The following is a 23,931-nucleotide window of genomic DNA, read 5'->3' as shown; positions in this document are numbered from 1 at the left end:
CTCAAGCTTAGGACCAGTTAGCCCACTGCGCGAGGGTCCGCGCGGTACGCGGCGTGGAACCCGAGGGCGCTCCACGCGCCGGCATGCGCGGTCAGACGCGCGCTGTGGTGGGGCCAGTCGGTGACCTGTCGGGTCCAGGCCTTCTCCGCTGCTCCCGCGAGGCGTGGGAGCAGCAGGAACGCCAGGTCGTCGAACGAGTCGACGGTCTCGCACCAGATCGCCGCCTCGACGCCGGCGAACCGGGCGCCGGCGTCGGTGAGTTCGGGCAGGGTGCTCGGGTGCCAGGTGAACGCCTGCTCGGGGCTGCGTGCCTCGTAGTCCGAGTGTCCGACATGTCGCCGCGATCGCTCCGGCTCGTCGTCGGCGTGCGCGTAGGGGCGGTCCAGGTACAGCATCGTGTTGGAGGACACCAGCACCGGCACGCCCGCCGCGGCCGCGGTCGGGATGTCCCGCGGGGCGAGGGCGAACATCCGGGCCGCGTCGTCGATCACTCGGTGCAGCGCGGACGGGGCCCGCGCCTTCAGCTGCTCCACGTCGAAGGGGTTGTCGGGGCCGATCCAGTACTGCAGCACGTCGTCGCCGTCCAGGCAGTCCGCGCGGGCGGCCTCCTGCCAGGCCACGACGCGCTTGCCGCGGGAGCGGAGTAGCGCGTGCGCGTCCTGGACGAACCGGCGGTAAGCCTGCACCGGCATGCCGAACGGCTCGTCCGCACCCAGGTGCACGAACGGTCCTGGCGCCAGGTCGACGAGTTCGTGGAGCACGTCTCGGGCGAAGGCGGCGGCCTCTGGGATGTCGGGGTCGAGGTAGCGCACGTACGGGTGTGCCGGTTCCGTGCCGCCGGCGAGTTCCGGGTAGGCGGTGAACGCGGCGATCACGTGGCCGGGCACGTCGAACTCGGGGACCACCGTGACGTAGCGCTCCGCCGCGTACGCGATGATCCGGTCGAGGCCCGCGCGCGAGTAGAAGTCCGCAGTCGCGGTGGGGTGAGGCCCGGTGAGCCGAGGACGGCTGGTGACCTCCACGCGCCACGCCTGCGAGTCGGTGAGGTGCAGGTGCAGGACGTCGAGCTTGTACCAGGCGAGGAGGTCGACGACGCGGCAGACCTCCTCGGGCGGGAAGAAGTGGCGCACGACGTCGAGCGAGAGGCCGCGCCACGCATAGGCGGGTCCGTCCTCGATCGTGACGCCGGGGACGGTCAACGAGGGGTCGACGAGTTGGAGCAGGGTGGTGAGGCCGCGGAAGGCGGCTTCGTCACCTGCGGCCTCGACGAGCACGCCCCCGGAGCGGACTGTCAGCCGGTACCGCTCGTCGGCCCGCGCCGCGCGGGGGTCGACCCCGTCGGGTCCGGGCAGGTGCGCCAGCCGCAGCGCCTCGGGGCCGTCCACGACGACCACGACGTCGGCTCCCGGTGCCCCGTGCGCGATGACCCGGACGTCGAGCCCGTGCAGGGCGTTGCGCCCAGGTGGCGAACCAGTCCGTCACGCCCGGGGCGAGGCTGGGCGGCACGGCCACGGTCACCGTGCCCGCGGCCCCGAGGGCGACGGGTCCCGCTCCCGTCGCCGCGACGTGCGACGGGAGCGGCACGAGGGACAGGTTCGGTGTCATGCGTTCTCCTCTGCCCGCCGCTGGTCCAGCGCGGCCCGTCGAGCCCGTTGCACCACGGGGTCGGCGACGGGGGCGGACAGCAGCAGGCGCTGGGTGTAGGCGTGCCGGGGCGTCGTGGTGACCTGCTCGGCGTCCCCCGACTCGACGATGAGGCCCCGGTGGATGACGTTGACCCGGTGGCTCATGTAGCGCACCACGGACAGGTCGTGGGAGATGAACAGGTAGGCGACCCCCGTCTGCTCCTGGATCTCCAGCAGCAGGTCCAGCACGGTGCGCTGGGTGGTGAGGTCGAGCGCCGACACCGGCTCGTCGCACACGATCAGCTTGGGGCCGATGGCGAGCGCACGGGCGATGGCGACGCGCTGGCGCTGCCCGCCGGAGAACTCCCGCGGGAGCCGCTGCTCCGCGTCGGCGGGGAGGGCGACGCGGTCGAGGAGGTCCAGGACCCCGCGCCGGGCCTCGTGGCCCGGTACGCCCTGCGCGTGCAGCGGTTCGGCCAGCGTGTCGCCGATCGGGATGGAGGGGTTCAGCGAGGCGAACGGGTCCTGGAAGATGACCTGGAGATCGCGGCTGAGCCGGCGGCGCCGCCGGGTGGAGGCGTGCTCAATGCGCTCACCGAGGAACTCCACCGCCCCGTCCTGCACGGGGACGAGGCCCAAGACGGCCCGCCCGATCGTCGTCTTGCCGGAGCCGGATTCGCCGACCAGGCCCACGGTCTCGCCGGGGCGGATGTCGAGCGACACGCCGTGCAGGACCTCCACGCGCGGAGCGCGCCACCCCTTGCCGGGGAAGGACACCCGCAGGTCGCGGATGTCGAGCACCCGCGGTCCGGGTGGCGGGGTGGTGGTGGTCGGCGACTCGGGTGACACGCTCATGTCGGGACCTCCGTGCCGTCGGCTCGGGGCGCGACCCAGGCGGGCCTGGCGGGGGCGTCGTCGAGCACGGCGTCGATCAGGGTTCGGGTGTACGGGTGCCGCGGGTTCGCGAGGACCTGGTGGGTGACGTCGGTTTCCACGATGCGACCGGCGTTCATCACCGCGACGCGGTCGCAGAGGTCGGCGACGACGCCGAGGTTGTGGGTCACCAGCAGCACGCCCAGGCCGCGGTCGGCTTGCAGTCGGCGGAGCAGTTCCAGCACTTCGGCCTGCACGGTGACGTCGAGCGCGGTGGTCGGCTCGTCGGCGATCAGCAACCTCGGGTCGCAGCTCATCGCCCCGGCGATGAGCACCCGCTGCGCCATGCCACCGGAGATCTGGTGCGGGTAGGCGTGGAAGACCCGCCGGGGGTCGGCGATCTCCACTTGGCGCAGCAGCTCCAACGCGCGCTCGGCCGCGGCCTTGCGCGAGAGCCCGAGCCGCAGCCGCATCGGTTCCACGAGCTGGCTGCCGATGGTGAAGGCCGGGTCGAGGTTGGTCATCGGCTCCTGCGGCACGTAGGCGATCACGTCACCCCGCAGCGCGCGGTACGCCTTCTCCGGGAGCCCGACGACCTCCGTGCCGGCGACGAGGATGCTGCCCCGCGAGACGCGACCGCCCTCGGGCAGGATGCCCAGCACCGAGAACGCCGTCTGCGTCTTGCCGGAGCCCGACTGGCCGACGAGCCCGAGGATTTCGCCCTCGGCGACGTCGAGGTCCACCCCGTGCACCACGTCGACGGCGGACGGGCCGGAACCGTAGGACACGGCCAGGTCGCGCACGGACAGCAACGACGCGCGTGGCCCGGCGTCGTCCGTCGTCGTGGATGCGGCGACGCGGGCACGGCGGGCGGCGCGCGGGGTGGGTGCCTTGGCGTCCCCGTCCTCCAGGACGTCGCGCAACGCGCTGGCCAGCAGCACGAGCGCGGCGCTGGTGACGCCGAGAGCCAGTCCGGGCCACACCATGAACTCGGGGCTGCGCTGGACGTTCTGGAACGCCTCGTTGAGCATCGCGCCCCAGGTCGGCAGGTCGCCGCTGCCGATGCCGAGGAACTCGAGCCCAGCCTGGAGGCTGATGGCGATGCCCGCGACCAGGGCGGTCTGGATGATGATCGGCGCGCGGACCACGATCAGCACGTGCCGGGCGATGATCCGGCGGTCGCGCAACCCGGACACGCGCGCGGCATCGACGTACAGCTCACCGCGCACGTTGGCGACGATGCCGCGCACGAGCCGGAAGAAGCTCGGCGCGACGAGCACGCCGAGGACGACCATGAGCACCCACATGGTGGGGCCGAGGATGGCCCGCGACGCCAGCAGCACGACCATGGCGGGCAGGGCCATGACGAAGTTGCCGACCCAGTTCGCCAGCGCGTCGAACCACTTGCCGTAGTAGCCCGCGACCAGGCCGCTGGGCACCCCGATGGACAGCGCGACCGCGAGGGCGATGAGCGCGCCTCCGAGGGTGTTGCGGCCGCCGTGGAGCAGCCGGGACCACACGTCGCGCCCCGCGGAGTCGAACCCGAGCGGGTGTCCCGGCTCCGCCCCGGCGAACGCCTTGCTCAGCTCCGCCGCGCCGGGGTCGTCGGTGGACAGCAGTGGCGCCAGCAGCACCGCGCCACCGATCAGCACGAGCACCAGCGCGGAGATCACGGCCTGCGGGTTGCGCAGGAACCGCCGGGACCGCTTGGCGCGGCGGGGCGCCACCGCGCCGGGCACCGGGTGGTTGTCTGACATGAGCGCCTCGCTCACGCGGCCCTCGCCTTCGGGTTGAGCCAGCCGACGAGCAGGTCGACGACCAGGTTGATCACGACCACGCAGACGACCGTGGTCATGACCAGGCCCATGATGATCGGGGTGTCGCCGCGCGTGGTGTAGGTGACGGTCATGGAGCCGATGCCCGGCAGGCCGAAGATCTGCTCGACCAGCACCGCGCCCCCGAGCAGGCCCACGAACTGCATGCCGAGCACGGTGAGCGCCGGTGCCGAGGCGTTGCGCAGCACGTGGCGGAACAGCACCCGCCCGGGCGGCAGCCCCCGTGCGCGCAGCGTGCGGACGTAGTCCTGGCGCAACACGTCGATGACCGAACCCCGCACCTGCTGGGAGACGCCGGCCACGGCCGCTACGGACAACGACAGGATCGGCAGGGTGACCGTGGACAGCCACCCCGGGACCGATGTCGTCAGCGGGATGTACCCGATCGCCGGGCCCACCGCAGCTGCACGGCGAAGACCAGCACGATGACGAGCGTGACCAGGAAGCCGGGCAACGCGTACCCGACGACGCCGAGCACCTGCACCAGCCGGTCGACGGGCCCGCGCCGCACGCCCGCCCACACCCCGAGGAGGAAGGCGAGCAGCGCGGTGACGAGGGTGACGCCGAGCATCAGGCTCAGTGTCACCGGGAGCCGGTGCCCGATGGCCGTCAGCACGTCCTCGCTGGTGAACCACGACGTCCCCAGGTCGCCGGTGAGCGCGTCACCCAGCCACTGCCCGTAACGGGTGAGGACCGGCTGGTCGAGGCCGAGCTCGGCGTTCTTGGCGTCCACGACCTCCTGCGACGCGGACTGCCCCAGCAGCAGCCGCGCCACGTCGAGGGTCGGGATCGACAACAACACGAACGAGACGAACGAGACGACGAGGAGGAGGAAGACGCCCGCGACCAGGCGGCGGGCAGCGAATCTCGACATGGTGAACGGCCTCCTGCGGGACCGGGGTTCCCCTCGGCCTCAGCCGGCCGGCCGGTAGTTGTAGAGGGACGGCACCGCTATGCCCGACTGGGGCGTCGCCGTGACGCCGCTGTCGGTCACCAGGGCGTAGGTCATCCGGTAGAACGGGACGAACCAGGCGTTCTCCACGAGGTTCCGGTTGAGGGCCCGCAGATCGTCCCGCGCGTCCTCGGTCGAGGAGGTCTGGATCTTCGGCACCAGCGCCCGCACCGTCTCGTCGGAGTAGCCGAAGAGGTTGAACGTGCCCGGCAGCACGAGGTCCTTGATGACCAGCCAGTCGCTGGCCTGTTGCCCGATGTTCATCACGAAACCGGAGAACTCGCGGTTCTGGAAGACCCTCCGCAGCGCGTCGCCCTGGTCGACGTCGACCCACGTGAGGGTGATCCCGACATCGGCGAGGTCGGACTTGAGCGAGGAGGCGATGGCCTCGGTGACGATGGAGGTCATGCGCGGCATCTTCAGCTCGAAGCCGTCCGCGTGGCCGGCCTCCGCCAGGAGCCGCTTGGCCTTCTCCGGGTCGTGGGCGTAGTGCGAGTCGAGGGCTTCGTCGTAGCCGAGGGAGTCGGTGCCGAAGACCTGGCTGGTGACCACACCCTTGCCCCGGCGGATCTGCTCCAGCATCGTCTTGCGGTCGACCGCGTGGTTGAGCGCCTGCCGCACCTTCACGTCGGCGAGCTCGGGGTCACCACACCGGCGCGGTCGAACAGCAGGATGCCCTGGTAGTCGAAGTTGATCGGGGTCGTCGTCAGCCCGGCAGCGCCTTCCAGGGCAGCCTGCTGGTTGGCGTCCTGGACGACGGCGGTGTCGATCTGACCGGTCTTCAGCCCGTTGACGATGGCCGTCTCGTTGTCGAACACCGTCATGGTGACACCGTCGAACGGCAGGCGCTCACCCCAGTAGCCGTCGGCGCGCCGGTAGACCCACTTCGTCCCGACCGTGGTCTGGGAGGCGTCCAGTTCGTACGGTCCCGTGCCGTCGGGCGCGGTCTTCAGCTTCTCCGCATCGGCGAAGGCCTTGGGGTTCGCCATGAGGCCGGCGGCGTCGGACAGGTAGTAGAGGTAGGCCGGGTCCGGGGCATTGAGGTGCAGCACGACGTGGGTCGCGTCGACCACCTCCACCTGTTCCAAACCGGACAGCCACTTGGCGTTGGCCCCGGTGCTCGCCTTGAAGCGCTCCAGGTTCGCCTTGACCGCCGTGCTGTCGAACGGCGTGCCGTCGTCGAACTTGACGTCACCGCGCAGCGTCAGCGACAGCTTCGTCCGGCCCGCGTCCCAGGTCCACTCGGTGGCCAGCATCGGGCGGTAGGCGCCGTCGGCCTCGCGCTTGAGCAGGGAGTCGTAGGTGGCCTGGAAGAAGGGCAGCGCGCCGCCGACCGCGGTCACCGGGTCGAGGCTCTGGGGGAACGTCATCGTGGCGATGTCGAGCGTCGGATCGCTCTGCCCCGCCGTCCCGCCGCCGGCTCCGGCGCACCCCGCCAAGACGAGGGCGGCTGCCACGACGCACGCCGAACCGGCGGTCGGGAACCTGCGGATCCTCATGGTCACTCCTGTTCTGAGCAGCCGGGCTTCCTTGCCCGTACACCGATCCCACAGAACTAACCATGTGGTAAGTTCTGCCGAACGACATGGTAGGCACACCACCACGCAAGATGTCCAGCACGCTTGCGCATCACCGGTGCTGCCCGACCGGGACAAGACCCATGAGGAGACACGATGACGAGCCCGGACCTCGACCACGTCGCCGACGACCCGCCTCCCGCCGCCCGCCGGTACACCAAAGGCGACCGCACCAAGGAGCGGATCGTCGAAGCCGCCGCCGATCTGTTCTCGAGGTTCGGCTACCTCGCGGTGTCCCAGCGGGACATCGCCGCCCAAGCGAAGATCACCCACGCGGGCCTGCTGCACCACTTCCCGGGCGGCAAGGACGAATTGCTCATGCAGGTGCTCGAACGACGCGACGCCGACGACGCCGTCGTCCTGTTCGACGAGCACCTCGACGCCTGGGGACACCTCGACCAGACGGTCCGCATCGTCGAGCGCAACGCCCGCACGCCGGGGCTGGTCGCGTTGTACGCCAAGCTCTCCAACGAGGCCAGCGACGTCAACCACCCCGCCCACACCTACTTCCGCCGCCGCTACGAGATCCTGCGAGAGCACTTCGCGGCGGTCCTCGGTGAACTGATGGACCGGCACGGCGATCGGTCCGCCCGTGACCCCGACGCGGCGGCACAACAACTCATCGCGCTCCTCGACGGGCTGCAGACGCAGTGGCTGCTCGCCCCCGAGGTGATCGACATGCGCGCCCGCCTGGTCGACTTCCTCGCCCTGCTCGGCGTCGACACGACCGGCTGGCGCACCGACTCGGCCTGAGGCGCACCGGCCGGGCGCACTCGGAAGCCGCGGCCCGCCAACCCACCCACCCATGAGGGAGACCGCACCCATGCCCGACGAGATCGACCGCTCCGCCTCGATCGAGCTGAAGGCGTCGCTGACCTCGGGCAGCGACACCTGGCACTCGACCGGAGCGCCGGGTGTCGTGCGCCCGTTCCTGCTCGCCGACGGGCCGCACGGGGTGCGCCGCCAGCGCGAGGGCGGTGACGCGCTCGGCATCGGCAACAGCGTCCCGGCCACGTGCTTCCCCCCGGCGGTGGCGCTCGGGTCCACGTGGGACCCGGCGCTGGTGCGCCGCGTCGGCGCCGCCCTCGCCGCCGAGGCGGCTGCCCTGGAAGTGGACGTGCTCCTCGGTCCGGGGATGAACCTCAAGCGCTCACCTCTCGGCGGGCGCAACTTCGAGTACTTCTCCGAGGACCCGGACCTCACCGGTCGGCTGGCCGCCGCCTACGTCGAGGGCATCCAGTCCGCCGGCGTCGGCGCGTGCGTCAAGCACTTCGCGGTGAACAACCAGGAGACCGACCGCATGCGGGTCTCCGCCGAGGTCGACGAGCGGGCCCTGCGCGAGGTCTACCTCCGCGCGTTCGAGCACGTCGTGCGGACCGCGCACCCGGTCATGGTGATGAGCGCCTACAACCGGATCAACGGCGTCCCCGCGAGCGAGGACCCCTGGCTGCTCACCCGGCTGCTGCGCGAGGAGTGGGGCTTCGACGGGGTAGTCGTGTCCGACTGGGGCGCGGTCGACGACCGGGTCGCCGCCCTGCGCGCCGGTCTGGACCTGGAGATGCCGCCGACCGGAACCGACGACGAGGTCGTGTCCGCCGTCGAACGGGGCGAGCTGGCCGAGTCCGCGCTCGACGCCGTGGTCGAGCGCCTGCGCCGACTCGAAGCGAGGCTCGGCCCGGCCAAGGAGCCCGCCTCCGAGCACGAGCTGGCGGCGATCCGCGAACGCAACACCGACCTGGCCCGCGAAGCCGCCGCACGGTCCGCGGTGCTGCTGACCAACGACGGCGTGCTGCCGCTGGACCCCTCGTCGCGGGCCTCGGTCACGGTGATCGGCGAGCTCGCCCGCACATCCCGATTCCAGGGTGGAGGCTCATCCCGCATCGTGCCGACCGTGGTGAGCTCGGCCTTGGACGCGCTCACCGCGCGGTTGGGCGCCGACGTCGTCCGGTTCGCGCCCGGGTACGCCGTGGACGGCTCCGGCGACGAGGCGCTGGCGCGAGCCGCGGTCGAGATCGCCGGCGCCGCCCAGGTCGCGGTGGTCTTCCTGGGACTGCCCGAGCACGCCGAGTCCGAGGGCTTCGACCGCACGACGATCGACCTGCCCGCCGACCAGGTCAGCCTCCTGGAGCGGGTCGCCGCCGTCGCGCCCCGCGTGGTGGTCGTGCTGTCCAACGGCGGCGTCGTGTCGGTGGCCGAGTGGCAGCACCACGCCAACGCGATCCTCGAGGGCTGGCTGCTCGGACAGGCGGGAGGAGAGGCCACCGCGGACCTCCTCCTCGGTGACCGCGCGCCCTCGGGCAGGCTCGCCGAGACCATCCCCCTGCGGCTCGCGGACCACCCCAGCTACCCGACCTTCCCTGGCGCCGACGGGATCTCGGTGTACGGGGAGAGCGTCCACGTGGGGTACCGGCACTTCGACGCGGTGGACCGGCCGGTCGCCTTCCCGTTCGGGCACGGCCTGACCTACACCCGGTTCGAGTACTCCGACCTGCGGGTGGTCGAACACGCGGAGAACACGTGGGAGGTCGCGTTCTCGGTGACGAACACCGGTGACCGCGACGGCCGGGAGGTCGCCCAGCTCTACGTCGGCCCTGCCGAGGGGCAGCAGCCGACCCGCCCCCGCGCGGAGCTGCGCGGCTTCGCCGCGCTCGACCTGCGCCCCGGCGAGACGACCACCATCACGCTGCCGCTCACCACCGCCGAACTGCGGACGTGGGACGCGCGAGGGCGGCGCTGGACGGTGCTCCCCGGCGACTACGCCGTGCGCGTGGGAGCCTCCTCGCGCGACGTGCGGCTGCGCGCCACGGTCCACAGCGAGGGCGACCGCGTGCTGACGCCGCTCACCGCCCAGTCCACGATCGCCGAGTGGCAGGCCGACCCCGCGGGCAAGCAGGTGCTCGCCGCGCTCCTCGGCCGGGTGTCCCTGGCCGGTCGGGCCTCGTCGGTCGCCCCCGAGCTGGTGCGGATGTTCCTGTCCATCCCGCTCGACAAGCTGCGCTCCTTCGGCCTCGGCGTCACCGCCGCGACCGTGGCCGACCTGGTCGCCCAGGCGCAGGCCCGCCAGGAGGAGCTCATCGCCACCGGCGCGTACCGACGCCCGTGACACCCCCGCGACCGCAGCCAGGAGACACCGTGACGACCACCTTCCCCGGCGACTTCCTCTGGGGCGCCGCGACCTCCGCGCACCAGGTCGAGGGCAACAACACGACCAGCGACCTGTGGGCCGTCGAGAACGCGCCGGACCCGGTCATGCCGGAGCGCAGCGGCGACGCCTGCGACAGCTACCACCGGTGGCCCGAGGACCTCGACAGCGTCCGCGACCTCGGCCTCAACTCCTACCGGTTCAGCATCGAGTGGGCGCGCGTCGAACCCGCGCTCGGCCACGTCTCGCGGGCACAGCTCGCGCACTACCGCCGGATGATCGAGGGCTGCTTCGAGCGCGGCCTGACACCCGTGGTGACACTGCACCACTTCACCAGTCCGGCGTGGTTCCGCGCGGCGGGCGGGTGGACCGCGGACGGCGGCGTCGCCCGGTTCCGCGACTACGTCCGGTCGGTGCTGCCGATCCTCGACGGCGTCGAGTGGGTGTGCACCATCAACGAGCCGAACATGCTCGCGATGATCAGCGCGATGCTCAAGCGCGGCGAGCGGCACGAGAACGTGGCCGGGGCGATGCCCCCGCCGGACCAGGACGTCGCCGACGCGCTGATCTCGGCGCACCGCGCCGCACGCGAGGAGCTCTCCGCGCTGCCGCAGGTACGCTCCGGCTGGACGGTGGCGAACCAGAACTTCCAGGCCGCGCCAGGCGCCGAGGAGGCCACCGCGCGGTGGTTGCACTCCCGCGAGGACCAGTTCCTCGACGTCGCCAAGGACGACGACTTCATCGGCGTGCAGGCGTACACCCGGGTCGTCATCGGACCCGACGGCCCGCAGACCGCCGACGGCGCGCGCACCACGCTCACCGGCTGGGAGTTCTACCCCGAGGCATTGGAAGGCGCCGTCCGCCACACCGCCCGACGAGTCGGCCCCACCGTGCCGATCCTGGTCACCGAGAACGGGATCGCGACGGCCGAGGACGCCGAGCGCGTCGAGTACACGCGCGGCGCCCTGACGGGGCTGGCGCGCGCCATGGCCGACGGCGTCGACGTGCGGGGCTACCTGCACTGGTCGCTGCTGGACAACTACGAGTGGGGGTCGTGGACCCCGACCTTCGGCCTGGTGTCCGTCGACCGCGAGACCTTCACCCGCACGATCAAGCCCAGTGCGCGCTGGTACGGCGAAGTCGCACGCTCCGGGAACCTCTGAAGCCGGTCCCGGTGCGGTGGCGGCCACGCCACCGCACCGGACCTCCACCGCACCGGCGTCGACCGCGGTGCGCGTCGTTGATCGCCCGGCCCGGCCAACCCGATCAAGATGGAGGACCCCGATGCGCGTACTGACCGCACTCGCCGCGCTCATGACCGCGGCCGGAGTGGCCGTCGCCATTCCCCCGGCCGCGAACGCGGAAGCCCCCGATCCGCACCACGTCTGCATCGCCGGTGTGCCGGAAACCGAACCGCTGGCACCCGGACCTGTGAACATCTGCCTCACCGTCTTCCAGCCCGCCACCGCCTCGCCGCAGGACCGGGTGCCGGTCGACGGCTGGGGCGGCGCCCGCGCCACCGAACCGGGACCGGTCCAGCGGTACCTCGACGCGGGCTTCGGCGTGGTCAGCTTCGACCAGCGCGGCTTCGGCGAGAGCGGCGGCAAGGCACACGTGGGCGACCCGGCGTTCGAGGGCGAGGACGTCATCCGGGTGATCGACCACGTCGCGTCGCTGGAAGCCGGTCACCACCTGGGTCGTCCTGTGACCTCGGTGGTGACCGGGCTGTTGTCAGGTCAGCTGGATGTAGTCGAGTTCCGCGTACCCGGTGCCGCCGGCGAAGTAGGGCGAGCCCTTCGCCAGGCGGATCACGTTGTAGCCGGCCCGCAGGCCGACGGTGGTGCTCACGGTGGCGCCGAACTGGCCCCACCCGGCGGTGGGCGGGTAGCTGATCGTGCTCCACGCGCTGCCGTTGTAGGCCAGGCCGTGCGTCGCGGTGGCGCCGGTGCCGTTGGCGTACCCGACGGTCATCGTGTAGTTGCGGGCCGTGGGCACGTTGACGATGAAGTCGACGTAGCTCGCGGTGCGCGGGTCGCCGGTGTTGTCGATCCGGCCGACGTACCCACCGTTGGAGGCGCTCGACGCGGAGAGCCGTTCGGCGCGGAACACCGACGCGTTCTCCGCTTCGTACCGCTGTTGGTAGGACGGCACGCCGCTGGTCGGCTCGACCACGAGGTGGTACGACGCCGTGGCGGACATGTTCGGCACCGGCACGGTGATGGCGCCGTTGGTCACGGTGTAGGTGGTGTTCGAGAGCGTGGTCGGTGCGGACACGTTCGTGAAGCGCCCGGAGCCCGGGGTGGACTCCAGGCGGACGCGGACCGTGCCGCCGAGCCCGCTGAGGCCGGTGACGCGGACGTTGTTGGTGCCGGACTCGTCGCCGAAGACCACGTCGACCCGCTTGCGCGTGCTGTCGTAGGAGGCGAAGCCGTCCAGGCCGGTCTGGGCGCGCGGGGTGGTGCGCACCATGTTGCCCGCCATGTCGCCGTACCACGGCCCAGCGGCAGGCCGGCGCCGGTGGCGGCCAGCGCCGAGTGCGCCTGTCCGGCCTTGACGCCGGCGCCGAACCGGGCACGGCCGTCGGCGACCTGGGTGGTGTTGAGGGCACTGACGTCGAGGACGAGGCCGGGGCCGGTGGAGTAGCCGGCGTAGCTGTGGCCGCCGGAGCGCAGCGCCAGCGGGAGCCGGTTGGTGCGGGCGTAGCGGACGCATTCCTCGACGTCCTGCGGTGTGGCGGGTAGACCACCGCCTGCGGGCGCACGGTGTCGAAGCGCTGGTTGACCAACAGCCGGGCCTGCTCGTAGGCGGCGTCACCCGGTCGCAGCACCAGGCCGTCGATGCTCTCGGCGAGGTCGGCGAACCGTCGCCGTCCGCGCGACGCGCCCGGCTGGGCGGTTCCCGTGGCGGTCCTGGTGGCGGTCTTGGCGCGGCGCAGCGCGGTGAGGGCGTGGAGGTCGGTCAGCACCGGGTAGTCGAACGGCAGCGGTGACCGCCCGCCGCGTGGCGGCCTCGACCCGGTGATCGGCGGCGAGGTCGGGTACGGCGTGCAGCGCGTCCAGGGTCCGTTGGATCGCGCTGGACTCGCTGATGGTCCAGCTGCGTTCGAAGGTGCCGTCGGGGCGTTGCGCGTCGAGCACGAAGTCGACCGACCGGACGAGCAGGTCGTGGTGGCGATCCGAGTCCGGGGCCAGGGCGAGGATGGCGCCGGCGGTCATGTCCAGGTCCGGTTGGCGCCGCGCACCCAGGTCGGGAAGCCGCCGTCGGGGTGGGCGATGGCGGTGAGGTAGTCGGTGGCCCGCGCCAATGCGGCGGGGTACCGCGCGGGCATGGTGTTGAGGAATTCCATGCTTGGCCGCTTCCACGTGCTGTGCATCCGCGACGCCGGCGCCAAACAACCCGCGGTGCAGGACTCGTTCATCGGTTTCGATCGCGCGGAGGTCTACCCGTGACACAGGCTCGGCTCGAGCGGACGATGTAACGGGTTCGGCCGCCGTTCAGGTCCACCGGCGTTCCGGCCACCGCCAAGCAGAGTCCTTCAGGAACCGCTCCAGCGAGGTGGGCTGTCTGCCCAGCAGCCGTTCGACCTCGTCGGTGACGGGTTGGTTGCGACCGAGCCTGGTCGCGGTGTAGACGGCCGCCATGAATCCGATCGTGTCCCATCCGACGCCCCGCCGCCGCAGTCGCGCGGCGAACCGGAACAGCCCTGGGCGGGTGTAGCGCACCGTGCGCCCCAGCGCGGTGCTCAGCGCCGCGGCGACCTGTGCCGTGTCGAGCGCCCGCGCCCCGGTGAGGTGGTGGACGACGTCGCGGTGCTGGTCCGGGTGGAGCAGGGCGTCGAGCGCGACGGAGGAGGCGTCCCGGGCGTCCAGGAACGTCGTGCGCCCCTTTCCCGCCGGCACGAACAGCTCGCCGCGCTCGGTGATGTCGGTGCCATGCGTGGACACCGACCGGTGCAGGTTCTGCATGAAGAACGAGCACCGCAGCACCGTCCAGTTCATGCCGGATGCCCGGATCGCCCGCTCGACCTTGTAGTGGGGCAGGAAGGTCAGCCGGTCGGCGCCGAACACGGACACGTAGACCACGTGGCGGCACCCCGCCCGGGCCGCGGCGTCGACGAACGGGATGATCCTTTCCCGGGCGGCCTTGTTGCCGGGCAGCGGGAACAGCAGGAACATCGCGTCCACACCGGCCAGCGCCGCGGCCCAGGTGGAGCGGTCCGCGAGGCCAGCAGTCCCCGAACGGCCTGGGCACTCACCGGGCGCGTGGACACGAGGACGCCACCCGGCCTCAGCAGGCGTCGGGCCGCGGTCGCGGGCAACGCCCCTGGCGTGTCGAGCACGACGTCGTAGACGCCTCGGACATCGTCGTGGGCGACGACCTCCTGTGCGCCGAGGGAGGCGACCAGGTCGTGCTTGGCCGCTGCGGCGGTCCCGGTGACGCGGGCCCCGGCCAGTGCGGCCAGCTGCACCGCGAACACCCCGATGCCGCCGCCGGCTCCGATTACGAGCACGCGTGCTCCCGGGCGCCGGTGCAGGTGTGCCCTGCGGTGCAGCGCCTGTAATGCGGTGAGCCCGGCCAGCGGCACCGCCGCCGCCGAGGTGGCGGGGAGTCCGCGCGGGGCGGGTGCCGCACGGTATTGCCGGACCAGCACGTACTCGGCCTGTCCCCCGCCGCTGTGACCGAGGCCGACGACCTGCGGACCACCTCTGCCGTTGAGGACGACCGCCCTCATCGGGCCGCGACCAGTGGGGCTCGGCCGGCGTAGAGGTCGCCCTCGACGACGTCGGCGAGGAACACGGCCAAGTCGGCGCGGCTGAGCAGGGTGCGCCGGGGCGAGCAGTGGGCGTGGTGCTCCACCGCGTCGCCCGCCGGTCCGTCGGTGAGGCGCGGCGGGCGGACCAGCGTCCAAGCGATGTCACTGCTCACCCACGTCCGGTGCTCGGCCGCCTTGTCGGCGACCATGGCCGAGCGCGACATGAGCGCGGAGATCACCCGGTCGCGCAAGCTCTTGCGGTCGCCGGGCACGGTCAGGCCGGCTCCGCTGACACCGACGTAGCGACGCACGCCGCTCTCGGTCATGACCGAGAGCAGCACAGGCGCGACCTCGGCGTGCAACCGGGGCGCGCCCGGACCCGGGCCGAGGGCGGACACGATGGCATCGGCTCCCTCCACAGCCCGGCCGAGCACGTCGGCCCGCCGGACGTCGCCCACGACCAGCTCGACCTCCTCGGGGAGCTCCGCCCTGTCCGCGTCGCGCACCACCGCCACGAGGTGGTGCCCCCGTTCCAGCAGCGTGCGCACCACCAGGCGTCCGGTGCGCCCGGTCGCCCCCAGCACCGCGATCCTCACCCGAACCTCCAACCAACCCGACCACCAAAACATGTACCATACATACATGTCGAGTGAAGGTCGCCTGGACGGCCTGGACCAGGCCCTGGTCAGGTTGCGGAGGTTGTGGAGCGCCTCCCGCCCGGTCATCGACGCCGACGGCACACCAGTGGAGATGTCGAGCATCCTCGTCGTCGAGGCCTGCGCCCGGAGGGCGGAGGAGGGTCAGGACACCAGCATCAGCGACATCGCCGCGTTCACCGACACCGAGCACTCCACGGCCAGCCGCCTGGTCGACAGGGCGGTGCGAGCCGGACTGGTCGAGCGCGAACCGTCACCCGCCGACGCCAGGCGCACCCGGGTGGTGCTCACCGAGGCCGGCTGTCGCACCAGGGACCGCGCCACCCGGTTCCGACTCGCCTGGCTCGGCGAAGTCGTGCTTCAGTGGCCGGCGGATGACGTCGTAATTCTCACGTCATTGCTGACCAGGTTCGCGGACGAGGTCGACCGGCTGGGACCGCCCGGGGCTCCCCGCGCACACGACGACCGCTCCTGAGATCCACCGTGTGGTCGGGCGGCGACCGGCACCTCCGCACGCCATGCCGGCACGGCGCCGGCACTCGTGGCCACGGTTCCCAACGCGCCGGCGGCACTTGCCTGTTCGAGGCGTACCAGGGACGGCGGATCACAACGTCTTGTCCCCTACGCCCGCCACCAGATCGTCGTGTCCGGTGGCACGCTCGTCCGGTGGCCGTCGTGGTGCACCGGGCCGCTGGCCAGGAGGACGCGGTCGACTCCGCCGGTGTCGATGGTGCAGGGCAGGTCGCCCAGGTTGACCGCGCAGCGCGCGGTGCCGCGTTCGAACGCGAGCACGTCCGGCGCGGCGGCCAGCCAGACCAGTTCGCCGTGCAGGGTCTTGCGGACCGTCAGCGCGGCGCGGTACATCTCCAGGGTCGAAGTCGGATCCCCGGTCTGGGCGGCGACTGTGTACTCGCCCCAGTGCGCGGGTTGGGGCAGCCACGCAACGGTGTCGGGCGTACTGAAACCGTAGGGCGGTCGGGTTCCCCGCCAGGGCATCGGGATCCGGCAGCCGTCGCGGAACCCGTCACGGCCGCCGGTGCGGGCGAACGCGGGGTCGCGGCGTGTGTGCGGCGGCAGGTCGCGCACTTCGGGCAGACCCAGCTCCTCCCCCTGGTAGAGGTGGGCCGAGCCGGGCAGCGCCAACATCAGCAGTGTCGCCGCGCGGGCCCGGCGCAGCCCCGTCCGCAGGTCGGCGTCGGGGGCGAGCCTGGTGGCGTGGCGCACCACGTCGTGGTTGGACAGCACCCAGGTCGCGGGTGCGCCCACGGCGGACATGGCGCTCAGGGAGTCGTCGATGACCGTTCGCAGCGCCACCGGGTCCCACGGGCAGGTCAGGTAGTGGAAGTTGAACGCCTGGTGCAGCTCGTCGGGACGCACGTACTGGGCCGTGCGCGTCAACGTCGGGCCCCACGCCTCGGCCACGGCCACCCGATCGCCCGGGTAGGCGTCCAGGATCCGCCGCCAGTCGCGGTAGACGTCGTGGACGCCGTCCTGGTCCCAGAACGGCGTGGCGGTCAGGTCCAGCAGGTGGGTGGGCACGCCGTGGTCGGGCAGCCCGGGTGCTTTGACCAGGCCGTGGGCCACGTCGACGCGGAAGCCGTCGACGCCCAGGTCCAGCCAGTGGCGCAGCACGGACCGGAACTCCTCGGCGACGGCCGGGTGGGTCCAGTCGAAGTCGGGTTGGTCGGGCGAGAACAGGTGCAGGTACCAGTCGCCGGGAGTGCCGTCGGAGTTGGTGGTGCGGGTCCACGCCGGCCCGCCGAACAGCGACTGCCAGTCGTTGGGCGGCCCGTCATCGCGCCCGGGTCGGAACAGGTAGCGGGCGCGGTGGTCGGAGTCCGGCGAGGCCAGGGCCTCGCGGAACCACGGGTGGCGCGACGAGGAGTGGTTGGGCACCAGGTCCACGATGACGCGCAGGCCGAGGTCGTGGGCGTCGGCGAGCAGTGCCCGCGCGTCGGCCATGGTTCCGAACAGCGGGTCGACCACGCGGTAGTCCTCGACGTCGTAACCGCCGTCGGCCTGCGGGCTGAGGTAGAACGGTGACAACCACACCGCGTCCACGCCCAGCGAACGCAGGTAGGGCAGTCGGGATCGGACTCCGGGCAGGTCGCCCACGCCGTCGCCGTCGGAGTCGGCGAAGCTGCGCGGGTAGACCTGGTAGAACACGGCGTCACGCCACCAGGGGGTCATTCGTCGCACTTTCGGTTCTGTGCCGGGTGTTCCCGCGCAGGTCCGGGCGGTGCGACCCCGCGGACGTCACGCGCGGGGCCGCACCGGTGGGTCACCAGCCGGAGTTGCCGCTGCCGCGCTGGACGGTGTACCGGTTCTCGTCGTTGACCATCCCGCGGCTGCCCGTGCCCTTGAGCCCGGAGACCGTGACGCCGTCGAAGCGGCCGGTGCCGGACATCAGGTAGAAGTACATGCCGTGGGAGTTGGCGTTGGTCACGGTTCCGGCGCCGTCGTCGAAGGACTCGGTGGCGCCGCCGGTGCCGTTGATCCCGACGTTGGCGACCGTCAGGTTGCCAACGGCCTTGTTCCAGCTCAGCAGCAGGCCGTGGTAGTTGCTGTCGTTGATCTCCAGGTCGCGCAGCACGACCGCGCCGGTGATGTCGGAGCGTTCGGCGAACAGCCAGATCGCGCCGGTATGGGTGTGCCAGTCCCAGTTGCGGGTGCCGGTGCGGGTGAGGGTGTTGCGCTGCACGGTGGTGGTGCCGTTGAACGGCATCGACGCGTGCCAGGTGGAGAGCATCACGCCGGAGCCGTTGAACACGGTGTCGGTGATCAGGTTGTCCTCGGCGCGGTTGTCGGTGCCGCCGTAGATGGCCACGCCGTTGGCCAGGATGGGCAGCGCGACCGTGTTGAAGGCGAACACACTGCGGCTGACGGTGCCCGCCGCCTCCCAGGACCACATGGCCAGCGCGTCGTCACCGGTGTTGCGGAAGTTGCTCTGTTCCACGCGGACGTTGGCGGTGTTGCCGTTGACGTTGAGGCCGTCCGCCATCGTGTTGCGGATGCGCATGCCCGAGGCGAGCAGGCCGTCGGCCTGCTTGATCCACAGGCCGACCTTGGCGTGGTTGGAGGCCACGTTGAAGATCAGCGACCCGGTGCCGAACTCGCCTTCGATGAACGCGTCGGAGCTGGGTGCGCCGTCGGGGTCGCGGGTGGTGACGTCGCCGTCGAAGGTGAAGTCGGCCAGCGTGGTGTCGGCGCCGTTGACGTAGAACCCGCCGCGGCGGTCGGCTCCCGAGAGGACGGTGTGCCAGATCCCGGCGCCGCGCACGTCGATGCCGTTGACCTGGACCAGGCTGTGGAGGTTGAACCGACCGGCCGGGATCCAGACGCCGCGGGCCGCGTTGCCCCGGGCGGCGGAGACGGCCGAGCGGAGGGCGGCGCTGTCGTCCACGCCGTCGTCGGCCCGTGCTCCGTGGTCGGTGATGCTGAGGTAACCGGCCGGGGCGGTGGTCGGGCCGTCGACCACCTCGGCCTCGACCAGGTCCACGGTGATGTAGCTGGTCGCGTTGGTGTCCTTGGCCAGGCGTAGCACCGTGCCGGCGGGGTAGGTCCGGGGCAGCAGGACGCGGGCGTCGTCGAAGTAGCGGTGCGGACGCGCTCCGCCGGGCCCTCCGGTGAAGGGGTAGTCGCCGTACATCCAGCTGTACTTGGAGGTCAGCGTGAGGTCGCGGACCTTGGTGCCGCCCGCGTACACCGCCAGCGGTGCGGTGGTGCCGTTGCCCGAGGCGTCGTCGGGCAGGCCCGCGCGCACGGTGATGGCGTTGGCGGGCTTGGTCAGCGTGACCTGCACGTACTGGCCGGTGCCGGTGAGCTTCATGGCGCTGCGGCCGGATGCCTCGGCGGCCTCCGTGGTGTAGGCGCGGCCGGAGATGCGGGTTCCGGTGCCGTTGTCGGTCTCGTAGGTGGTGTAGGGCACGGTCGCGCCGCGCGTGGCCAGGCCCGCGGTGTTGGTGACCGCGATGTGGTCGAGCTGGACGCCGCCGGTGTCGCCGCTCGTGACGTGGTAGCCGACGAGGTTCAACCCGGAGCGCAGTGCCAGGCTGTGGGTCGTGGTGCGCCAGCCGCTGCCGCCCGGCAGGGACAGTTGCGGGCCCTTGATGCCGTTGACGTACAGGGTCACCGTACGCGTGGTGGAGTTGGTGTGGCGCAGCGTGATGGTGGCGTTGCCCGCGCTGGTCTGGTTGATGCTGCGGATGACGCGCGCGCCGTTGCCGGGCAGGTTCACCGAGCCCGTGCCGGTGGCGCCGGACGGGCTGTCGGTCGCCGCCGCGCCGCCGGAGAGGAACCCGGTCTCCAGTTCGTAGGAACCGACCGGTCCCGGCGGGCTGGTCGTCGTGGTGGTCGGTACGGCGGTGGAGAGCTTGATGTGGTCCAGATTCACGTTGCCGTTCTCGGCGGTGCCATAGGAGACCGCGATGGTGTTCGCGCCGGCGTTGAGGGTCACCGCCGCGGTGGCGGTGCCCCATGTGCTCCAAGAAGCGGTGGCGGGCAGCGACAGCTGTCGGACGGCGCCGTTGACCGACACGGACAGGGAGCGCGTCGAGCCGGTGCCGTTGGCGTAGCGCAGCGTCAGCTCGCTGGTCCCGGCGCTGCTGCTGGTGGCGGTGAACGTCGCCGTTGCCGCGCCCCGGTTGGCGTCGATGAAACCGCCCACGTAACCACTGCCGGTGTAACCGGCGTGCTCGGACTCGACGCGGGCACCACCGGACAGCTGGGCCGACTCCGCTTCGAGGTCGCCGCCGGAGACGGGTGCCGGCTCGACGGTGAGGTTGTCCAGGTTGACGTTGCCGTTGTCGCCGGTGCCGTAGGACACGGCGATGGCGTTGCCGGTGGCGTTGAGCTGGACGTTCTGGCGCACGCTGCCCCATGAGGCCCAGCCCGCGGTGGCGGGCAGGGAGAGCTGACGGGTGCTGCCGTTGACCGACAAGGTCAGGGTGCGGGTCGTGCCGGTGCCGTTGGCGTAGCGCAGGGTCAGGGTGTTCTGCCCGGCCGTGGCGTTGGTGGTGAAGGTCGCCTTGGCGTTGCCGCGGTTGGCGTCGGTGAAGCCGCCCGCGTAGCCGGTGCCGGAGTAGCCGGCGTGCTCGGACTCGACGCGGGCGCCGCCGGAGAGCGCGGCCGACTCGGCTTCGAGCACGGCCGGCGCCGCGGGGGCGGCCGTGCTCCACAAGGTGATCAGACCGGCGGCCATCACTGTCGTGGTGACTGCCGCGAGTCCTCTCTTGGACAGCTCGATCAACATCGTTGTTGTCTCTCTTCGCAGGGTGGAGGCCCGTCGTCGGGCCGTGGTTCATCCCTTGACCGCGCCCTCCAGCGCGCCGCCGTGCAGGAACAGCCGTTGGAACACCAGGAACAGCGCGATGGGGATGATCGACGAGATCGCCAGGGCGGCGAGGAACACGTCGAGTTCCACGTAGCGCTGCAGGGCGGGCAGGCGCACGGACAGCGGCTGCACCGCGGGGTCGGGCAGCACCAGCATCGGCCAGAGGAAGTCCTTCCAACTGGCCACGACGGCGAACACCGACACCACGCCGATGATCGGCCGCGACAGCGGCAGCACCACCGACCAGAAGATCCGGAACGGTCCGGCGCCGTCGACCCGGGCCGCCTCGAACACCTCGCGCGGCAGGCTCGCGAAGAACCGCTGCACGAGGACGACGTTGAACGCGCTGGCACCGGCCGGCAGCCACACCGCCCAGAAGGTGTTGATCATGCCGGCGTCGACCACGGTCAGGTACAGCGGCACCAGCAGCACGATCGAGGGAACGAACAACGTGCCCAGCACGACCGCGGTGATCAAGCCGCCGTAGCGGGGCCGCAGCACCGCCAGTGCGTATCCGGCAGTGGTGGCCACCAGCAGTTGGACGGCCCAGGAGCCGACAGCGAGCCACACGGTGTTCAGGAAGTACTTGTCGATCTCCACGCGGGTCCACGCCGTGGCCAGGTTGGCCAGGTCTAGGCCGTGCGGGAACACCGACAGGGGCTCGCGCAGGGTGTCCTGGGTGGGCGTGACGGCGGCCTTGGCCAGCCACAGCACCGGACCCAGGCCGGTGAGCAGCAGTGCGCCCAGCAACAGGCCTTGGAGTGCGCGCAGCACCAGCCGGGTGCGGGTGGTCGCCCACTCGGTGGGCGAGACCAGACCTCGGTTCACGACGTGCTCCAGGATCTCGTCAGCCGGAAGTACGCGATCGAGAACAACGCCAGGACGGCCGCGAGCATGAGGCTCAACGCGGTGGCCGCGCCGTAGTCACCGCCCAGGCTGTTGGCGAAGGCGTAGTCGTAGATCAGCAGCAGCAGGGTGGTGGTCGAGTTCGCGGGACCGCCGCCGGTGAACAGGAACGGCTCCAGGAACACCTGCGCCGTGCCGATGATCTGCAGGATGAACGTCACCAGCAGCACGCCCCGCAGCCGCGGCAGCGTGACGTGCCAGACCTTGCGCCAGATCCCCGAGCCGTCGATCTCGGCGGCCTCGTACAGGTCGGCGGGCACCCCGGCCAGCGCCGCCAGGTAGATGATCACCGTGCCGCCGGCGGCGGCCCAGGTGGCCTCCAGCACCAGCGCGGGCATCGCGCTGCCAGGGTCCTGCAGCCACTGCCACGGTCCGAGCCCGACCCAACCCAGCACCGTGTTGAACACCCCGGTCGGACCGGCGTCGTAGAAGAACTTCCACAACAGCACCGCGACCACCGGCGGGATCACCACCGGCAGGTAGGCCAACGCGCTGAACAGCCCCTTGCGGTGGCGGACCTCGCTGATCAGCACCGCGGCCAGCAGCGGCAGCGGGTAGCCGAACAGCAGCGCCAGCACCGCGAACCACACCGTGTTGCGCAACGCGGTCCACAGCAGCGGGTCCGACAGCACCTGGGCGAAGTTGTCCAGGCCGACGAACTCGACGGGCCCGACGAGGTTGGTCCGCTGGAAGCTCATCACCACCGACTGCACGATCGGCGCCCACGAGAAGACCCCGAACACCAGCAGCAGCGGCAACAGGAAGACCAGGGTGCTCAACCCGCCGCGGCGAATCCACGTGACCGGCGTGCGCCGCCGCCGTCGCGGAGGGCGGGGACCGCGTGGCGGCGGGGAGAGCGCCGCCACGCGGGAGTCGGGTCGGAGGGCCACGTCAGCCCCGGCCGATCTGGGCCTGCACCTCGGCGTCGGCCTTGGCCAGCAGGGCGGTCACGTCCGCGGACCGGTCGGTGAACAGGGTCTGCACGGTCTGGTCCAGGATCTTGTAGACGTCCTGGGTGGACCGGGTCGGCTCGGTGACCAGCGGCTGGTCGAACATCTTCGCCGTGTACGGCGTCATCTGGTCCAACGGCACGTTGACGTACTGCCTGGTCCACTCCTGCTGCTTGTCGTAGGTCGCGCGGTCCACCACCGGCAGCGCCGGCACGCCGACGGGCTGGTTGGTCTCGGCCAGCGTCCTGGCGTCGGCGACGGCCGCCTCCTGGTCGGTCAGCTTGCCCATGTAGTAGAAGTCGATCCACTTCACGGCGGCGTCCTTGCTGCGCTCGCCGATCTTCGGGCTCACCACGGCCAGCGTGCCGCCACCGAGCACGCCCGCGTCCGGCTTGTCCGCCAGCGGCAGGGCGGCGACGCCGTAGTCCTCGGCCTTGAGGCCGTTCTGGGTGACGAGGTTGCCGTAGTTGCCGCCGCCGGAGACGTACATGCCGATGCGGCCGGCGGCGAAGTCCTGGTTGATGCCCGCCCAGTCGTAGAGGAAGTTCGCGCCCATGCTGTTGTCGTCCCAGCGCATGGCTCGCAGGGTGTCGAGCACCTCGGCCATCTCCGGGGTGTCCACGGTGGCCTCGGCCTGGTCGCCGGTGATCTTCTCGATCCGGCCGCCGAAGGCGTAGTCGAGCGTGGTGAGGATCCAGCCGCCGGTGTTGCCCGAGGTCATCTGGGCGTACCCGGTCTGGCCGGTGCGCTCGGTGATCTGCTTGGCCGCGGCGCGGACCTCGGCCCAGGTCGTGGGGGGCTTGTCCGGGTCGAGCCCGGCCTGGGTGAACAGCGTGCGGTTGTAGTGCAGCGCCTGGCCGTAGGCGGCGATGGGCACGGCCCACTGCTTGCCGTCGGCGGCCTGCCCGGCCTTGGCGATGTTCGGGTTGAGCGAGGAGGCGTAGGGCAGCTTCGCGACCTGCTCGCTGACGTCGGCGATCTGCTTGCGCTCGATCAGGCCGCGGCCGTCGGTGAACGGCACGGTGAACACGTCGGGGATGGTGCCGCCGGCGAGCTGGGCGGTGAACGACGCGGCGGTCCAGGTGTACTCCTGGGTGCGGACGTCGATGTCGGTGTTGGCGGCCTCGAACTGCTCGGCGCGCTTGGTGAACGCGTCGATCGCGGCCTTCTCCAGGCCCGCGTCCATCGCGACGGTGATGACGACCTTGCCGTCGGCGCCCACCTGGTCGTCGGGATCGGAACCGCACCCGCTCAACATCAGGGGCAGCACGATCGCCGCGGTCGCGAGTCTGGTCGGCAGTGGCCTTGCGGCGGAGGACTTCATCGTCTT

The 23,931-nt window shown here is 71.6% G+C and carries 20 protein-coding genes and 3 pseudogenes; 5 read left to right on the top strand and 18 right to left on the bottom strand.

Annotated features, from left to right (window positions below; all coding sequences use genetic code 11):
* Nucleotides 1-17: 17 nt before the first annotated feature.
* The 7 genes from A6A25_RS33800 to A6A25_RS46515 all read right to left on the bottom strand — a co-directional run bounded on the left by A6A25_RS33800 (nucleotide 18) and on the right by A6A25_RS46515 (nucleotide 6,784).
* Nucleotides 18-1,394 carry a family 20 glycosylhydrolase gene (locus A6A25_RS33800; protein ID WP_073897162.1) on the bottom strand — a complete coding sequence of 459 codons (1,377 nt, stop codon included), beginning with the start codon at nucleotides 1,392-1,394 and terminating at the stop codon, nucleotides 18-20.
* Nucleotides 1,395-1,601: 207 nt separating this feature from the next.
* Nucleotides 1,602-2,480: an ABC transporter ATP-binding protein gene (locus A6A25_RS33795; RefSeq protein WP_073897160.1), complete on the bottom strand. Its 879-nt coding sequence runs from the start codon at nucleotides 2,478-2,480 to the stop codon at nucleotides 1,602-1,604.
* The gene (locus A6A25_RS33790; protein ID WP_073897193.1) at nucleotides 2,477-4,255 is read right to left on the bottom strand and encodes a dipeptide/oligopeptide/nickel ABC transporter permease/ATP-binding protein; all 1,779 of its coding nucleotides are present in this window, start codon (nucleotides 4,253-4,255) and stop codon (nucleotides 2,477-2,479) included. The genes A6A25_RS33795 and A6A25_RS33790 overlap by 4 nt, the downstream gene beginning before the upstream one ends.
* Nucleotides 4,256-4,266: 11 nt before the next feature.
* Nucleotides 4,267-4,731 carry an ABC transporter permease gene (locus A6A25_RS45025; RefSeq protein ID WP_198932960.1) on the bottom strand — a complete coding sequence of 155 codons (465 nt, stop codon included), beginning with the start codon at nucleotides 4,729-4,731 and terminating at the stop codon, nucleotides 4,267-4,269.
* Nucleotides 4,701-5,207: an ABC transporter permease gene (locus A6A25_RS45020; RefSeq protein ID WP_198932959.1), complete on the bottom strand. Its 507-nt coding sequence runs from the start codon at nucleotides 5,205-5,207 to the stop codon at nucleotides 4,701-4,703. Before A6A25_RS45020 ends, A6A25_RS45025 begins: the two co-directional genes overlap by 31 nt.
* Before the next feature lie 39 nt (nucleotides 5,208-5,246).
* Nucleotides 5,247-5,912 (bottom strand): ABC transporter substrate-binding protein, encoded by a 666-nt coding sequence (locus A6A25_RS46520; RefSeq protein WP_198932958.1) that lies wholly within the window; start codon nucleotides 5,910-5,912, stop codon nucleotides 5,247-5,249.
* Nucleotides 5,909-6,784 carry an ABC transporter substrate-binding protein gene (locus tag A6A25_RS46515; protein ID WP_198932957.1) on the bottom strand — a complete coding sequence of 292 codons (876 nt, stop codon included), beginning with the start codon at nucleotides 6,782-6,784 and terminating at the stop codon, nucleotides 5,909-5,911. The genes A6A25_RS46520 and A6A25_RS46515 overlap by 4 nt, the downstream gene beginning before the upstream one ends.
* Before the next feature lie 174 nt (nucleotides 6,785-6,958).
* Here A6A25_RS46515 and A6A25_RS33775 point away from each other — a divergent pair, with 174 nt between their 5' ends.
* From A6A25_RS33775 to A6A25_RS33765, 3 genes are read left to right on the top strand one after another with little or no spacing between them, the layout of a single operon-like run.
* Nucleotides 6,959-7,615 carry a TetR/AcrR family transcriptional regulator gene (locus A6A25_RS33775; protein ID WP_073897158.1) on the top strand — a complete coding sequence of 219 codons (657 nt, stop codon included), beginning with the start codon at nucleotides 6,959-6,961 and terminating at the stop codon, nucleotides 7,613-7,615.
* A gap of 52 nt (nucleotides 7,616-7,667) precedes the next feature.
* On the top strand, nucleotides 7,668-9,965 hold the full coding sequence (locus A6A25_RS33770) for a glycoside hydrolase family 3 C-terminal domain-containing protein (protein ID WP_083668888.1): 2,298 nt from the start codon (nucleotides 7,668-7,670) through the stop codon (nucleotides 9,963-9,965).
* Nucleotides 9,966-9,994: 29 nt separating this feature from the next.
* Nucleotides 9,995-11,167, top strand: a complete 1,173-nt coding sequence (locus tag A6A25_RS33765; RefSeq protein WP_073897155.1) for a glycoside hydrolase family 1 protein — start codon at nucleotides 9,995-9,997, stop codon at nucleotides 11,165-11,167.
* A 568-nt stretch (nucleotides 11,168-11,735) separates the two neighbouring features.
* On the opposite strand, the gene A6A25_RS33755 is transcribed toward A6A25_RS33765, so the two are convergent.
* Both A6A25_RS33755 and A6A25_RS46980 read right to left on the bottom strand, forming a co-directional pair.
* Entirely contained in the window at nucleotides 11,736-12,485 is a 750-nt protein-coding gene (locus tag A6A25_RS33755) for a carbohydrate-binding protein (RefSeq protein ID WP_198932956.1), read from the bottom strand.
* A 77-nt stretch (nucleotides 12,486-12,562) separates the two neighbouring features.
* Nucleotides 12,563-12,685 (bottom strand): annotated as a pseudogene (locus tag A6A25_RS46980) (hypothetical protein); the annotation flags it as partial.
* Between the two features lie 47 nt (nucleotides 12,686-12,732).
* Between A6A25_RS46980 and A6A25_RS33745 the strand changes: the two are divergent.
* On the top strand, nucleotides 12,733-12,993 hold the full coding sequence (locus A6A25_RS33745) for a hypothetical protein (protein ID WP_073897152.1): 261 nt from the start codon (nucleotides 12,733-12,735) through the stop codon (nucleotides 12,991-12,993).
* Nucleotides 12,994-13,215: 222 nt separating this feature from the next.
* On the opposite strand, the gene A6A25_RS46510 is transcribed toward A6A25_RS33745, so the two are convergent.
* From A6A25_RS46510 to A6A25_RS33725, 4 genes and pseudogenes are all read right to left on the bottom strand, one after another.
* Nucleotides 13,216-13,350 (bottom strand): hypothetical protein, encoded by a 135-nt coding sequence (locus A6A25_RS46510; RefSeq protein ID WP_274534367.1) that lies wholly within the window; start codon nucleotides 13,348-13,350, stop codon nucleotides 13,216-13,218.
* Between the two features lie 148 nt (nucleotides 13,351-13,498).
* Nucleotides 13,499-14,215 (bottom strand): annotated as a pseudogene (locus A6A25_RS33735) (NmrA family NAD(P)-binding protein); the annotation flags it as partial.
* Between the two features lie 113 nt (nucleotides 14,216-14,328).
* Nucleotides 14,329-14,736, bottom strand: a pseudogene (locus A6A25_RS46975) (hypothetical protein); the annotation flags it as partial.
* On the bottom strand, nucleotides 14,733-15,353 hold the full coding sequence (locus tag A6A25_RS33725) for an NAD(P)-dependent oxidoreductase (RefSeq protein WP_073897147.1): 621 nt from the start codon (nucleotides 15,351-15,353) through the stop codon (nucleotides 14,733-14,735). The gene A6A25_RS33725 and the pseudogene A6A25_RS46975, both read right to left, overlap by 4 nt.
* Nucleotides 15,354-15,399: 46 nt before the next feature.
* Between A6A25_RS33725 and A6A25_RS33720 the strand changes: the two genes are divergently transcribed.
* Nucleotides 15,400-15,888 (top strand): MarR family winged helix-turn-helix transcriptional regulator, encoded by a 489-nt coding sequence (locus A6A25_RS33720; protein ID WP_158073864.1) that lies wholly within the window; start codon nucleotides 15,400-15,402, stop codon nucleotides 15,886-15,888.
* A 146-nt stretch (nucleotides 15,889-16,034) separates the two neighbouring features.
* Here A6A25_RS33720 and A6A25_RS33715 read toward each other — a convergent pair whose 3' ends face one another.
* The 5 genes from A6A25_RS33715 to A6A25_RS33695 form a co-directional block, all read right to left on the bottom strand.
* A complete protein-coding gene (locus A6A25_RS33715; RefSeq protein ID WP_073897144.1) occupies nucleotides 16,035-17,603 on the bottom strand; it encodes a glycoside hydrolase family 13 protein in 1,569 nt (522 codons plus the stop codon).
* Nucleotides 17,604-17,694: 91 nt separating this feature from the next.
* The gene (locus tag A6A25_RS33710; protein ID WP_073897143.1) at nucleotides 17,695-20,664 is read right to left on the bottom strand and encodes a CBM35 domain-containing protein; all 2,970 of its coding nucleotides are present in this window, start codon (nucleotides 20,662-20,664) and stop codon (nucleotides 17,695-17,697) included.
* 48 nt (nucleotides 20,665-20,712) lie between these two features.
* Nucleotides 20,713-21,573, bottom strand: a complete 861-nt coding sequence (locus tag A6A25_RS33705) for a carbohydrate ABC transporter permease (protein ID WP_073897141.1) — start codon at nucleotides 21,571-21,573, stop codon at nucleotides 20,713-20,715.
* On the bottom strand, nucleotides 21,570-22,430 hold the full coding sequence (locus A6A25_RS33700) for a carbohydrate ABC transporter permease (protein WP_241829066.1): 861 nt from the start codon (nucleotides 22,428-22,430) through the stop codon (nucleotides 21,570-21,572). Before A6A25_RS33700 ends, A6A25_RS33705 begins: the two co-directional genes overlap by 4 nt.
* Nucleotides 22,431-22,542: 112 nt before the next feature.
* Nucleotides 22,543-23,925, bottom strand: a complete 1,383-nt coding sequence (locus A6A25_RS33695; protein WP_073897140.1) for an ABC transporter substrate-binding protein — start codon at nucleotides 23,923-23,925, stop codon at nucleotides 22,543-22,545.
* Nucleotides 23,926-23,931 lie beyond the last annotated feature (6 nt).

The sequence above is a fragment of the Saccharothrix sp. CB00851 genome (genome assembly GCF_001905065.1).
GTDB lineage: Bacteria > Actinomycetota > Actinomycetes > Mycobacteriales > Pseudonocardiaceae > Actinosynnema.
This window is presented reverse-complemented; position numbering and strand designations above follow the sequence as displayed.

Excerpts from the sequence above, each read along its gene's own strand:
- A6A25_RS33795 (WP_073897160.1), bottom strand. The coding sequence starts at position 2,480 with ATGAGCGTGTCACCCGAGTCGCCGACCACCACCACCCCGCCACCCGGA.
- A6A25_RS33790 (WP_073897193.1), bottom strand. The coding sequence starts at position 4,255 with ATGTCAGACAACCACCCGGTGCCCGGCGCGGTGGCGCCCCGCCGCGCC.
- A6A25_RS45020 (WP_198932959.1), bottom strand. The coding sequence starts at position 5,207 with ATGTCGAGATTCGCTGCCCGCCGCCTGGTCGCGGGCGTCTTCCTCCTC.
- A6A25_RS46515 (WP_198932957.1), bottom strand. The coding sequence starts at position 6,784 with ATGAGGATCCGCAGGTTCCCGACCGCCGGTTCGGCGTGCGTCGTGGCA.
- A6A25_RS33775 (WP_073897158.1), top strand. The coding sequence starts at position 6,959 with ATGACGAGCCCGGACCTCGACCACGTCGCCGACGACCCGCCTCCCGCC.
- A6A25_RS33770 (WP_083668888.1), top strand. The coding sequence starts at position 7,668 with ATGAGGGAGACCGCACCCATGCCCGACGAGATCGACCGCTCCGCCTCG.
- A6A25_RS33755 (WP_198932956.1), bottom strand. The coding sequence starts at position 12,485 with ATGGCGGGCAACATGGTGCGCACCACCCCGCGCGCCCAGACCGGCCTG.
- A6A25_RS46510 (WP_274534367.1), bottom strand. The coding sequence starts at position 13,350 with ATGGAATTCCTCAACACCATGCCCGCGCGGTACCCCGCCGCATTGGCG.
- A6A25_RS33720 (WP_158073864.1), top strand. The coding sequence starts at position 15,400 with ATGTCGAGTGAAGGTCGCCTGGACGGCCTGGACCAGGCCCTGGTCAGG.
- A6A25_RS33715 (WP_073897144.1), bottom strand. The coding sequence starts at position 17,603 with ATGACCCCCTGGTGGCGTGACGCCGTGTTCTACCAGGTCTACCCGCGC.
- A6A25_RS33710 (WP_073897143.1), bottom strand. The coding sequence starts at position 20,664 with ATGTTGATCGAGCTGTCCAAGAGAGGACTCGCGGCAGTCACCACGACA.
- A6A25_RS33695 (WP_073897140.1), bottom strand. The coding sequence starts at position 23,925 with ATGAAGTCCTCCGCCGCAAGGCCACTGCCGACCAGACTCGCGACCGCG.